The organism is Shewanella sp. CG12_big_fil_rev_8_21_14_0_65_47_15, from assembly GCF_002783505.1.
GTDB lineage: Bacteria > Pseudomonadota > Gammaproteobacteria > Enterobacterales > Shewanellaceae > Shewanella.
In genome coordinates this window covers 114,193-126,886 of record NZ_PFGL01000044.1, presented here as the reverse complement: position 1 = coordinate 126,886, position 12,694 = coordinate 114,193, and the positions used below count along the sequence as shown (strand labels likewise).

Annotated in this window: 9 protein-coding genes; 3 read left to right on the top strand and 6 right to left on the bottom strand. The window is 47.9% G+C overall.

The window, feature by feature from the left end; genetic code table 11:
• Positions 1 to 8: 8 nt before the first annotated feature.
• Genes edd through zwf form a run of 3 tightly spaced genes read right to left on the bottom strand, consistent with a single transcriptional unit; the run spans position 9 to position 4,040 of the window.
• Positions 9 to 1,835: a phosphogluconate dehydratase gene (gene edd, locus COW15_RS12010; RefSeq protein WP_293632854.1), complete on the bottom strand. Its 1,827-nt coding sequence runs from the start codon at positions 1,833 to 1,835 to the stop codon at positions 9 to 11.
• Between the two features lie 24 nt (positions 1,836 to 1,859).
• Complete coding sequence (gene pgl / locus COW15_RS12005) at positions 1,860 to 2,558, bottom strand: 6-phosphogluconolactonase (RefSeq protein ID WP_293632786.1); 699 nt, start codon at positions 2,556 to 2,558, stop codon at positions 1,860 to 1,862.
• Positions 2,559 to 2,567: 9 nt separating this feature from the next.
• Positions 2,568 to 4,040: a glucose-6-phosphate dehydrogenase gene (gene zwf, locus COW15_RS12000; RefSeq protein WP_293632785.1), complete on the bottom strand. Its 1,473-nt coding sequence runs from the start codon at positions 4,038 to 4,040 to the stop codon at positions 2,568 to 2,570.
• 312 nt (positions 4,041 to 4,352) lie between these two features.
• On the opposite strand from zwf, the gene COW15_RS11995 reads away from it, so the two are divergent.
• On the top strand, positions 4,353 to 5,207 hold the full coding sequence (locus COW15_RS11995) for a MurR/RpiR family transcriptional regulator (protein WP_007648285.1): 855 nt from the start codon (positions 4,353 to 4,355) through the stop codon (positions 5,205 to 5,207).
• A gap of 186 nt (positions 5,208 to 5,393) precedes the next feature.
• Complete coding sequence (gene pyk / locus COW15_RS11990; protein ID WP_293632784.1) at positions 5,394 to 6,833, top strand: pyruvate kinase; 1,440 nt, start codon at positions 5,394 to 5,396, stop codon at positions 6,831 to 6,833.
• Positions 6,834 to 7,001: 168 nt separating this feature from the next.
• On the opposite strand, the gene COW15_RS11985 is transcribed toward pyk, so the two are convergent.
• Complete coding sequence (locus COW15_RS11985) at positions 7,002 to 9,281, bottom strand: acyl-CoA dehydrogenase (RefSeq protein ID WP_293632783.1); 2,280 nt, start codon at positions 9,279 to 9,281, stop codon at positions 7,002 to 7,004.
• Positions 9,282 to 9,296: 15 nt separating this feature from the next.
• A complete protein-coding gene (locus tag COW15_RS11980) occupies positions 9,297 to 9,935 on the bottom strand; it encodes a TetR/AcrR family transcriptional regulator (RefSeq protein ID WP_293632782.1) in 639 nt (212 codons plus the stop codon).
• A 218-nt stretch (positions 9,936 to 10,153) separates the two neighbouring features.
• On the opposite strand from COW15_RS11980, the gene COW15_RS11975 reads away from it, so the two are divergent.
• Positions 10,154 to 12,019: a M2 family metallopeptidase gene (locus COW15_RS11975; RefSeq protein WP_293632781.1), complete on the top strand. Its 1,866-nt coding sequence runs from the start codon at positions 10,154 to 10,156 to the stop codon at positions 12,017 to 12,019.
• Positions 12,020 to 12,096: 77 nt separating this feature from the next.
• Here the strand turns inward: COW15_RS11975 and smrA are convergent, their stop codons facing one another.
• Positions 12,097 to 12,687 carry a DNA endonuclease SmrA gene (smrA, locus tag COW15_RS11970; protein ID WP_293632780.1) on the bottom strand — a complete coding sequence of 197 codons (591 nt, stop codon included), beginning with the start codon at positions 12,685 to 12,687 and terminating at the stop codon, positions 12,097 to 12,099.
• Positions 12,688 to 12,694 lie beyond the last annotated feature (7 nt).

Here is a 12,694-nt window from a genome sequence, read left to right as displayed (position 1 = left end):
CCTTAGTATTAATAAAGTTCATCGATGGCGTTAGTACAGCGCGCACCCGTTTCAGGACTGCTCAAGTTTGCACGCAGTGCGCTAAATAACTCACGCCCCATGCCATAACGTGAACGATGTAAATTGACTTCGCCAACGGCTCTTGCAGCCAGTTCAGCCTCGGACACCAGTAGACTTAGTTCACCGGTGAGCGCATCGACACGGATCAAGTCACCATCTTGGACTTTGGCAATTAAGCCGCCATCGAGGGCTTCTGGCGTCAAGTGAATGGCGGCAGGCACTTTGCCCGACGCGCCAGACATACGACCGTCGGTCATCAGTGCCACTTTAAAGCCCTTGTCCTGCAGCGAGCCCAAGAGTGGCGTGAGCTTATGCAGCTCGGGCATGCCATTGGCTTTTGGGCCTTGTCCTTTCACCACCACCACACAGTCCCTGTCTAAAGCGCCGGCTTTAAATAACGCATCGAGTTTGTTTTGATCGTCAATCACGACCGCTGGCGCTTCCACCACCCTGTGCTGGGCTTGAACGGCAGACACTTTAATTACGGCGCGGCCAAGGTTACCCTTCAGCAGTTTTAAACCACCGTTATTTTGGAAAGGTGATGCGACCGAGGTTAATACTTCGGCATCTAAACTCACGGTTGGCCCATCGACCCAACGCAGTTCCCCATCGAGCAGTTTTGGCTCCTGGGTGTAACGGTGAAGGCCAAAGCCCGCCACAGTATTCACATCTTGGTGCAGTAATCCCGCATCGAGTAATTCCTTGATAAGGAAAGCCATACCGCCAGCCGCATGGAAGTGGTTAATATCCGCATGGCCATTTGGATACACGCGGGCCAGCAATGGCACCGCATCGGATAATTCGGAAAAATCATCCCAGTTCACGATTATGCCAGCAGCCCGGGCCGCAGCGACAATATGCATAGTCAGGTTGGTCGAACCACCCGTAGCCAACAGCGCCACTATGCCATTGACGACGGATTTCTCATTAACAATTTCACCAATGGGGCTGTATTGAGTGCCCATTTCGGTTAAACGACAAACCTGTTTGGCCGCCATTTTGTTTAAGGCTTCACGCAGTGGGTCGTCTGGATTCACAAAGGATGAGCCAGGTAACTGCAGGCCCATCACTTCAAGCATCAGCTGATTCGAGTTGGCGGTACCGTAGAAGGTACAAGTCCCCGCACTGTGGTAAGACTGGGCTTCAGCTTCCAGTAATTGGGCTCTGTCCACTTTACCTTGGGCAAATTGCTGGCGAATGCGGGCTTTTTCCTTATTAGGAATACCGGATTTCATCGGACCAGCGGGCACAAACAACATAGGTAAGTGACCAAAGCTAAGCGCCCCGATAAGCAAGCCAGGTACGATTTTATCGCAAATGCCGAGCAGTAAGGCACCATCAAACATATTGTGGGATAGCCCCACCGCCGTTGCCATGGCAATGACTTCGCGGCTCAGTAGGCTTAACTCCATGCCGGGCTGACCTTGAGTCACACCGTCACACATGGCCGGAACACCGCCCGCTACCTGCGCGACACTGCCGACTTCCTGACAGGCTTTTTTCAGCAGTTCAGGATAGTTTTCATAGGGTTGATGTGCAGATAACATATCGTTAAATGCCGTGACTATGCCGATATTCGCCTTATTCAGCTGACGCAATGCATTTTTATCGTCTGGGTTACAGGCGGCAAAACCATGGGCTAAGTTACCGCAACTTAAGGAGCTGCGGTGTACACCATGGTTACGGGCATCGTTCAATGCGGCAAGATAAGCTGCGCGTGACGCTTTGCTACGGGTAATAATTCTGTCGGTAACGGCTTGAACTACTGAGTGCATGATTACTGAGTGCATTGTGACTCCTTAAGCGCTCCAGAACACATCAACGGGCGTTTTACGCTGCGCTAATACGGCTCTGATAGGCATAGCATTAACATCATCATTTTCTAAGGCTTGACGATATACGGATAATTTCTGTTCCCCGACCAAATGCAGATAAATTTGCCTGCTATTAAGGATCGCACTTTTGGACAAGGTGATCCTGCCATGGGGAGCCGTTGTCGGGTGAGTTGCCACACACAGCGCCTGCGTCGATAACGCTTCGTTTAGCTCCGCACTGCAGGGAAACCATGAACAGGTATGGCCATCATTTCCCATGCCTAGCACCACCACATCGAAGGGACGTGGGAAATTAGACAGAGACTCGGCTGCCATATCGGCGCCCGCTTCTGCGGTAGAAAACATATTCTTTAGTCCGCGAAACTTGGCATTAGCCGCTCGATGTTGCAGCAGATGCTCGCGCACTAAACGCTCGTTAGACGCACTGTCTTCCACATCCACCCAACGCTCATCGGCAAGTGTGATATAAACATCGCTCCAGTCAATCGATTGCATACTGAGTAATTCGAATAACTTAAGCGGTGTCGAACCACCGGAAACCACTAGGCTCGCTTTACCGCGGACATCGACGGCTTCCTGTAACTGACTGGCAATTTTATTCGCCAGCTGTAGCTCAAGCGCCGCTGGGGTATCGAAAGATTTAAATACGGTTTCTTTTATCATCGAAGCCCCCTATTCATCCCACGAACGACCATCTTTGGTGATCAAGGCAACCGATGCCACCGGCCCCCAAGTACCCGCAGGATAAGGTTTTGGTTTTTCGTTACTTTGTTCCCAGGATTGGATAATGCCATCGACCCAAGTCCATGCCTGCTCCACTTCATCGCGGCGCACAAACAGGGCTTGATTACCGAGCATAGCTTCGAGTAATAGACGCTCATAGGCATCGGCAATACGTTCGTTTTTAAAGGTATCCGAGAAGCTCAAATCGAGTTTAGTGGTTTGTAAACGCTGCTTCTGCTCTAGCCCTGGCACCTTGTTCATCATCTGGATCTCAACCCCTTCATGGGGCTGCAGACGAATAGTCAGCTTGTTCGGTGGCAGATTACGGTAGCTTGAGCGATACAGGTTATGGGGTGGATTTTTAAAATACACCACAATTTCAGAACTCTTAAACGGCATGCGTTTGCCGCTACGCAAATAGAAAGGCACTCCAGCCCAGCGCCAATTGTCGATATCGACCCGCAGCGCCACAAAGGTCTCAGTGTGAGACTGTAGATTTGCGCCCTCTTCCTCTAAATAGCCAGGAACTGGACTGCCCTTTAAGAAACCGGCGCTATACTGACCGCGTACGGTATTTTCATACACATTGTCGGCATTGATGGGGCGCAGTGACTTAAGCACTTTTACCTTTTCATCACGGATACTGTCGGCGTCTAAGTTCACCGGTGGATCCATGGCAACCAGTGTCAGCACTTGCAGCAAATGGTTCTGGATCATGTCACGCATTTGACCCGCTTTATCGAAATAACCCCAACGTCCCTCGATCCCGACTTCTTCAGCTACTGTGATCTGGACATGGTCGATCGTGCGGTTATCCCACTTAGAAGCGAACAAAGAGTTGGCAAAACGCAGCGCAATCAAGTTTTGGACGGTTTCTTTACCTAAATAATGGTCGATACGGTAAACCTGACGTTCTTTAAAATAGGCGGAAACTTGATCATTGATAACGTGGGAGGATGCTAAATCGGAGCCGATGGGTTTTTCGAGTACCACGCGAGAATCGCTGTGGATAAGGTTTTGTTCATGTAAACAGCGGCAGATATCCCCAAAAATAGCGGGGGGTGTCGCAAAGTAGCTGACCATCACTCGCTCTTCTGGTTTGAGCAAATCATGGAAGGCACTGTAGCCAACCGAATCGGTAAAGTTAGTGCCTATATAGTAGCAGCGGGACAGGAAGCGTTGGAGTGTTGCTTCGCAAAGGGGTTCTTTGACGAAGGTGTTTAACGCAAGAATGACTAATTCTCTAAATTCATCTTGACTAAACTCATCTTTTGCGACCCCGATCACTTTCGTATCTTTATCGAGAAGTTCAGCCTTATCTAACTGGTATAAAGAAGGTAACAACTTGCGTCGTGCCAAGTCGCCTTTAGTACCAAAGAGTACGAAGTCACAAGCTTTGGCGCCTGATGTTGTTTTGCCCATTGCGTTACGCTCTCCTTTGTATGTCGTGTCCCTTCATACCGATGAAGAAATCCACACTTTTGTTGTAATATAACAACAGAATTTGTTAAATGCATCTATTTTTATCAATATTAACATTTTGGCTAACTAGGCACTTAGGGCATAAATCTGATATGCTTTTTGTGCTTAAATTACTGAAGGTAGTAAAATCTTATTTCAAAATTGTACTAAAAAATTACTACAAAGCAGCGATTTAGTGGTGTAACCATTTTGCTCTGCCCCACTAAATAAAAATAAATAAAATTACATTCTCAATTTAGCGGACGTACGCGTATGAATACCCTAGAAAAGGTTCAAAAAAGCCTCACCCATTTTAGTAAGTCAGAACGCAAGGTTGCAGAGGTGATCTTAGCATCTCCACAAACAGCGATTCATTCCAGCATCGCCACACTGGCTAAGATGGCGGATGTCAGTGAACCTACTGTGAATCGTTTCTGTCGCCGCTTAGATACCAAAGGCTTCCCTGATTTTAAGTTACATCTGGCACAAAGTCTTGCTAACGGTACGCCTTATGTGAGCCGCCATGTTGAGGAAGATGATTCTCCCGAGTCATACACGACAAAAATTTTCGAATCTTCAATGGCTTCGTTAGATACCGCCCGCCAAAGTTTAGATGTTTCAGCCATTAACAAAGCGGTTGATATTCTGACTCAAGCTAAGACCATTTCTTTCTTTGGCTTAGGCGCTTCCGCCTCTGTGGCCCATGATGCGCAAAATAAATTTTTCCGTTTTAATGTGCCTGTGATCTGTTTTGACGATGTTCTCATGCAGCGTATGAGCTGCATCAACAGCAATGAAGGTGATGTCGTGGTGCTCATTTCCCACACTGGTCGCACTAAGTCATTGATTGAAATAGCACGTTTGGCCAGAGAAAACGGCGCAGCGGTAATAGGTATTACCGCACGCAATTCACCTTTGTCGATGGAATGTACACTGCCTGTGACAATGGAGGTGCCTGAAGATACCGATATGTATTTGCCAATGGCCTCGCGTTTAGCCCAATTGGTGACTATAGATGTATTGGCAACGGGTTTTACCCTACGCCGCGGCCCTCGTTTCCGTGACAACCTTAAACGCGTTAAAGAAGTGCTGAAGGAATCTCGTATCAATAAAGATCCGATACTGTAATTCACTTCCTATCCTAAAAATGGCTAGTGCAAATCTACCTCCTAGCCATTTTTAGTGCAAATTTCAGCGATGCCTCACAAATTTGAAACATAACTTTAGATCAATTTGATTGTAACTTTACTACATAATCTGGAATAGCATGGTAATATAGTCCCAAGATTTTTTTAACTTTAACGGAGTATCCTTATGTTCCGCAGAACCAAAATCGTCACCACTCTAGGTCCCGCTACCGATCGTGATGATAATCTACGCCGCATCATCGCGGCAGGTGCGAATGTTGTACGTCTAAACTTTTCCCACGGCTCCCCTGAAGATCACCTAAAACGAGCGACTCAAGCGCGTGAAATCGCTAAAGAGTTGGGTGTTCATGTTGCCATTCTTGGCGATTTACAGGGCCCTAAAATTCGTGTTTCTACTTTCAAGGACAACAAAAAGGTCCAATTGAAATTAGGTCAAGCCTATACCTTAGATGCTGAATTAGCGAAAGGCGAAGGTGATGAGAACCAAGTGGGTATCGACTATAAGCAGTTACCTGACGATGTGAATGTTGGCGATATCCTGATGCTAGACGATGGCCGTGTTCAATTACGTGTCGAACGTGTTGAAGGCCGTAAAGTCCACACCACAGTGACAGTTGCCGGTCCTTTATCTAACAATAAAGGCATTAACAAACAAGGTGGTGGTCTATCTGCGGCCGCACTGACGGAAAAAGATAAGGCTGACATTCTTACAGCAGCCATGATCCAAGTGGATTATTTGGCGGTCTCTTTCCCACGTAGTGGTGCCGATCTTGACTATGCCCGTTCATTAGCACAACAAGCCGGCAGTAATGCCCTTATTGTTGCCAAAGTAGAACGTGCCGAAGCGGTTGCCAGCGATGCAGCTATGGATGATGTGATCCTCGCCTCTGACGTTGTGATGGTTGCCCGAGGTGACTTAGGGGTTGAAATCGGTGATGCGGCCCTGGTTGCCGTGCAGAAGAAACTCATCGCCCGTTCACGCCAACTGAACAAAGTCGTCATCACTGCCACTCAGATGATGGAATCGATGATTTCAAGCCCTATGCCAACCCGCGCCGAAGTGATGGACGTAGCAAACGCTGTGCTCGATGGCACTGACGCTGTGATGTTATCGGCCGAAACGGCAGCGGGAGATTTTCCTGAAGAAACCGTTAAGGCGATGGCAAACGTGTGTCTGGGCGCCGAATCTCACCCAAGTGTGATAGTGTCTAAACATAGATTAGATGCACGCTTCACCTCAGTTGAAGAGACGATTGCATTATCTACTATGTATGCCGCTAACCACCTAGAAGGTGTTAAAGCGATTATCGCCTTAACCGAATCGGGTGCAACACCGAAACTGATGTCGCGCATCAGCTCTTCATTGCCAATCCTTGGTTTATCGCGCCACGCGACAACCTTAGCTAAAATGGCATTGTACCGCGGCGTATTGCCAATCTACTTCGACTCAACTATCCACCCAGCCGATGAGCTAGCGCAAAAAGCGTTAGAAGCATTAACGGCGGCAGGTTACTTGAATAGCGGTGACATGGTGCTGATGACCAAAGGTGATGCAATGGAAACCATCGGTGGTACAAACACCTGTAAAGTGCTGATCGTTGCTTAAGTTTCTTCTTGTCACTAACGCGGATTAGAAAACCAGCCAATAAAAAACCACCTTATAAAGGTGGTTTTTTTATCTCTGCAATTCAGTTACAGCGGTATCAGAGGAAAATCCAAACGGCTCAATAGTACAATTTATTAAACCGCTTGGACTAGACGCCAGTTACAATCTCTATAACGCTTCGAAATCATTCACATTAATAGCCGCTAAGCGCAGTTTATCGGCATGCTGTAACTTTTGTTCTTCATCGGCGGTGATGGCCCCGGTTTCGAGTGCTTTTGCGAACAAGATGAGATTAGGCACTTTGGCTGGCAACTCACCGGCGCGCTGGGCTTTCTTCAGTTTTTTATAGATATCTTTACAGGCATATTGTGCCACAAAGGCTTGTTCAACCTCGGCAATTCCCCCGATATCGCCTTCAAACTCAGGACAGAGGAAGGTAATACGCTCACGGGCTGGCCCTGGTTTTAACATCCCCCCTACCAGTTCGGTGACCATTTTATCACTTGGCGCATTGAAGTGATTGCCGAGCGGGAAGATTAAACCGCGCAGTAACCATGCCACAGGACGATTTGGGAAGTTACGGATAGTGTCTTCCAATGCTTTCGCAGCTAAGTGTAAACGGTTGGCCATTACATACCGCACCGCGGGTAAATCATCCTGCTGACGACCATTGTCTTCAAACAGTTTTAGGGTGGCAGAACCTAAATACAACTGGCTCAATACGTCCCCCATGCGGGCCGAGAGCATTTCTTTGCGCTTTAAATCGCCGCCCATGATCAGCATTGATAAATCTGTCATCAAGGCTAAGGCCGAGGATATACGCGTCATATCTTTATAATACTGCTTAGTTTCACCACTCACTGGCGCGCTGCCAAAGCGGCTACCGCTTAGCGCACTAAACAAAGCACTGAAAGCATTACGCGTCGCATAGCCCATATGGCCCATCAACAATGAATCGAATCGCTCCAGCGCTTCATGCTGATTTTCCATCGCGGCCGCTTCCATCTCAGCCAGCACGTAAGGATGGCAGCGAGTCGCACCTTGTCCGAAAATCATCAAGGAACGGGTTAAAATATTCGCCCCTTCCACAGTGATTGAAATCGGATTCGACATATAAGGGTGGCCTAAATAGTTTTTCGGCCCTAATTGAATGCCCTTACCCGATTGAATATCCATCGCATCGTTCATCACAGAGCGGCCTAACTCCGTCATGTGGAACTTAGCTATGGCAGTCACGACTGAGGGTTTCACCTTAAGATCGATACCAGTGGTCGTTAAACGACGCGCAGCTTCTAACTGGTAAGTGTTGGCAATAATACGGGCAAGTGCTTCTTGCACCCCTTCAAATTGGCCAATTGCCATACCAAACTGGTGACGCACATAGCTGTAGGCCGTTGTCGTCTTAGTCGCCATATGGCCAGAGGCCGTTGCTAAGGCGGGGAGTGAAATGCCGCGGCCGGCGGATAAACACTCGACCAGCATACGCCAACCTTTACCAGCAAACTCAGGGCCACCGATAATCCAATCCAGCGGGATAAACACTTCTTTACCTTGGGTGGTGCCGTTCATAAACGCCATGCCCAGTGGATTATGGCGACGACCAATGACCACACCAGGATGATCCGTGGGGATCAACGCGCAGGTAATGCCTAAGTTTTTCTTATCCCCAAGCAGACCTTCAGGATCGCGCATTTGAAATGCTAAACCGAGAACCGTCGCCACAGGAGCCAGCGTGATATAACGCTTATCCCAGGTGAGTTTAAGGCCGATCATTTCTTCGCCATTAAAGGTATCACGGCACACAATACCCACATCGGGGATTGCACCAGCATCACTGCCCGCTTCGGGACCAGTTAACGCAAAACATGGAATTTCATCGCCTTTGGCTAAAGCAGGTAACCAGCGTTCTTTCTGCTCGCTGGTACCATAGTGGGTCAATAGCTCGCCGGGGCCTAAGGAGTTTGGCACCATAACCGTTACCGCGGCGCTGACGCTACGGCTGGCTAACTTGCTGACAATAGTAGAGTTGGCATAGGCCGAAAACGCTTTACCACCGAATTTTTTCGGGATGATCAGCGCGAAGAAGCCTTCTTTCTTGAAGTATTCCCACAGTTCAGGTGGTAAATCTTTACGGTTATGCACTATGTCGAAATCATCGATCATCGTCAGTGCCGTCATCACTTGATTATCGATAAAGTCTTTTTCTTCGGCGCTAAGCACAGGTTTGCCGTAGCTGTGCAAGGTATTCCAGTTAGGGTTGCCACGGAATAACTCCCCTTCCCACCACACATCGCCGGCTTCCATCGCCTCACGCTCAGTATCGGATAATGGCGGTAATACTTTTTTGAAAAAATGAAATACGGGCTGGGTAATAAATTGCTTTCTGATATTTTTGACCGCAAACAACAGGACAACGGCTATCAGGGCAAGGATTATAATCGTTAACATGATCAAGACCTTTTATTAAGATGCAACGGGGACTGAAACACCAGCCGCCATGTAGGGAATCACTTTACGGATAACGGCTTCGATGTCGTTATGCTCACCAAACTCCGCCGCAGCAATATCATTTAAGGCATCGGCTGAGGCCATAGTGAACACGATAGTGCCTAGGGTAAAGTGTAAGCGCCAAAACATCTCTGCGGGTGGAATATGGGGCGCACTGGCCGAAACGGCGCTGACAAAGGTATCTAAATGTTGCCCATAATGTGTTGTGATAAACCAACGCAAGTGCCCTTGGCTTTCGATATAACCGCGGCCTAAAAGCTGCAGGAAAATCGTGGTGCCTTCAGTACGTAACTTATTAAGATCTAACAGCGGATTAACTAAAGAAGAGAATATTTCCTCTAGGCTCGCCTGTGAAGACGCGGCATTTAATCGCTTTATTTCAGCCGCAGCAGCAGGCATAAACACATCTAAATAACGGGCTAATACAGCACGGATCAACTCTTTTTTAGAGCCGAAGTGGTAATTAACCGATGCCAGATTCACCTCAGCTTTGCTGGTGATGAGTCGCAGGGAGGTTTCGGAAAAGCCTCTTTCGGCGAACAGTTTTTCTGCGGCATCAAGAATTCTCGTTTTTGTATCGGATCGACTTGCCATTCCGTGACCTTGAAATAATTTAAAACACTCGTTTAAATTAAACATTGACACTCAGGATGTCAAACTAAAAATGGCCAAATAAGCTGCTTTAGTAACGACAAGGCCAACAAAATATTAACTCACCACCACAAACAATAAAGAAAGCCATTAAGCCTTGTGCAAAAAACACCTTTGTTAGGTAAAATGCGTAACACAAAAACAACAAAGGATTGCAACACATGGCTATTCTATTGAATCGTCCCACAAAAATCGCCTTCACTGTCGCGTTAGCACTGGGATTAACCGCGTGTAATGATGCACAAGACAAAACCGAAAGCACGGTTCCTTCACAAACTGCAACAATGAATGTTGTGCCAGATAAGGCGCAGGCCATTGCCTTTATTAATGATGCCGAAGCCCAAATGGCGCAGTTATCCATAGAGTCCAACCGAGCCGAGTGGATTTACAGCAATTTTATTACCGATGATACTGCAGCGCTATCCGCCGCCGTGGGTGAGAGAATCAGTGCGGCATCGGTAAAATTTGCCACCGAGGCGGCTAAGTACGCCAATGTGGACCTCGATCCCGTTAATGCCCGTAAGCTCAACATATTGCGCAGCGCCTTAGTGTTACCCGCACCGCTCGATCCGTCGAAAAATGCCGAGCTTGCCCAGATAAGCTCCGAATTGAATGGCTTATACGGCAAAGGAAAATACTGTTTTGCCGATGGTAAGTGTATGACTCAACCGGAGCTTTCGACTCTGATGGCCGAATCTCGCGATCCCGCCAAACTGTTAGAAGCATGGAAAGGTTGGCGTGAAATCGCCAAACCTATGCGCCCGTTATTCCAGCGGGAAGTCGAATTAGCCAATGAAGGCGCTAAGGATCTTGGTTATGCCAATCTGTCTGAGCTTTGGCGCAGCCAGTATGATATGAAACCCGATGATTTTTCACAGGAACTCGATCGTCTATGGGGACAAGTCAAGCCCCTTTATGAGTCATTACATTGTTATGTGAGGGGAGAACTCAACCGAGAATATGGGGATACCAACGCCCCAACGACGGGTCCGATCCCCGCCCATTTACTCGGTAATATGTGGGCCCAGCAATGGGGCAACGTATATGACTTAGTGGCACCCGATGATGCCGATCCGGGTTATGATGTCACCGAACTCTTAGAAGCAAAAGGCTATGACGAGCACAGGATGGTGAAGCAAGCAGAAAGCTTTTTCACTTCCTTAGGTTTTGCCGTCCTCCCCGAAAGCTTCTGGGCCCGTTCTTTATTTGTTCAGCCACGGGATCGTGATGTGGTTTGCCACGCCTCGGCCTGGGATCTGGATAATCTCGACGATATCCGCATTAAAATGTGTATCCAGAAAACCGCCGAAGATTTTACCGTCATTCACCATGAGCTGGGACATAATTTCTACCAGCGCGCCTATAAAATGCAACCCTTCCTGTTTAAAAACAGTGCTAACGATGGTTTCCATGAGGCCATTGGCGATACCATAGCCCTCTCCATCACACCAAGCTATTTGAAGCAAATTGGCTTACTAGAAGATGTACCCGATGCCTCTAAGGATATAGGTTTATTGCTCAAACAAGCCCTAGATAAAATTGCCTTTCTCCCCTTTGGCTTAATGATCGATCAATGGCGCTGGAAGGTCTTTAGTGGCGAAATCACTCCGGCACAATATAACCAAGCCTGGTGGGATTTAAGGGAGAAATACCAAGGCGTAAAAGCGCCGACTCAGCGCAGTGAAGCAGATTTTGACCCAGGAGCTAAATACCATGTGCCAGGCAATGTGCCTTACACGCGTTACTTCCTTGCCCATATTCTGCAATTCCAGTTCCATCAAGCACTATGTGAAACTGCGGGCGATAAAGGGCCAGTTCATAGATGCAGTATCTATGGCAATCAAGCTGCCGGTGAAAAGCTCAATAAAATGTTAGAGTTAGGCTCGAGTCAGCCCTGGCCTGTCGCCTTGAAAGAAGTCACTGGCAAAGACGCTATGGATGCAAAAGCCGTCCTCGATTACTTCGCGCCACTGAAAATATGGCTTGATGAGCAAAACACCACCGCTAATCGTCAATGTGGTTGGTAATGTCGTCATCTTGTGACATATAAAACAAAATGCCCAAATCGATTGGGCATTTTTATTTTCCACTAAACAGCACTCCCTTACCGCCAGCCCATACCCTTACGGTTAGCTTCTTTATTTTCAAGCTTATGCTGCTCAGATTTCGTTAGCATCACATACAGGGCCCCAGTTCCCCCCTGCTCCATTTTTGCCGAATGGTAGGCAAGCACCAGATCGAGTTGTGATAACCAATGACATACCGCCGATTTCAGCAGTCCAGCGACGGGTCTACTATTATGGCCTTTGCCATGAATGAGCATGACGCAGCGTTCTCCATGGACCTGCGCCGCTAACAGGTAATTGAGTAACGCATCACGGGCCTGACTCAAACGGTAGGCATGTACATCTAACTCCATCTTAATGCTGTACTGCCCCAACCTTAAGCGCTTAAATACCGCGCCCTGCACCCCTTCTCGCTTAAAGCTGACAATATCATCGGGCGCAATTATCGGGATCAAACTTAAATCCAAGGGCATACAGGCCAAATAGGCCTCACGTTGCAGCGCATCACGGCGCTGAATTTGCTCAACCGTTAATGCCTTAGGTTGTGAATTCACCGCCTTTACATCGCCCTTAAGTGGCACAACACCCGTCATTTCTTCAAAAAACAGTGCGGTTCCATCGTCCAGCATGGCACAT

What these genes read in the sequence shown, in the direction of transcription:
- smrA (WP_293632780.1), bottom strand. Translation starts at nt 12,687, where the DNA reads ATGCTGGACGATGGAACCGCACTGTTTTTTGAAGAAATGACGGGTGTT.
- zwf (WP_293632785.1), bottom strand. Translation starts at nt 4,040, where the DNA reads ATGGGCAAAACAACATCAGGCGCCAAAGCTTGTGACTTCGTACTCTTT.
- COW15_RS11985 (WP_293632783.1), bottom strand. Translation starts at nt 9,281, where the DNA reads ATGTTAACGATTATAATCCTTGCCCTGATAGCCGTTGTCCTGTTGTTT.
- edd (WP_293632854.1), bottom strand. Translation starts at nt 1,835, where the DNA reads ATGCACTCAGTAGTTCAAGCCGTTACCGACAGAATTATTACCCGTAGC.
- pgl (WP_293632786.1), bottom strand. Translation starts at nt 2,558, where the DNA reads ATGATAAAAGAAACCGTATTTAAATCTTTCGATACCCCAGCGGCGCTT.
- COW15_RS11975 (WP_293632781.1), top strand. Translation starts at nt 10,154, where the DNA reads ATGGCTATTCTATTGAATCGTCCCACAAAAATCGCCTTCACTGTCGCG.
- COW15_RS11995 (WP_007648285.1), top strand. Translation starts at nt 4,353, where the DNA reads ATGAATACCCTAGAAAAGGTTCAAAAAAGCCTCACCCATTTTAGTAAG.
- COW15_RS11980 (WP_293632782.1), bottom strand. Translation starts at nt 9,935, where the DNA reads ATGGCAAGTCGATCCGATACAAAAACGAGAATTCTTGATGCCGCAGAA.
- pyk (WP_293632784.1), top strand. Translation starts at nt 5,394, where the DNA reads ATGTTCCGCAGAACCAAAATCGTCACCACTCTAGGTCCCGCTACCGAT.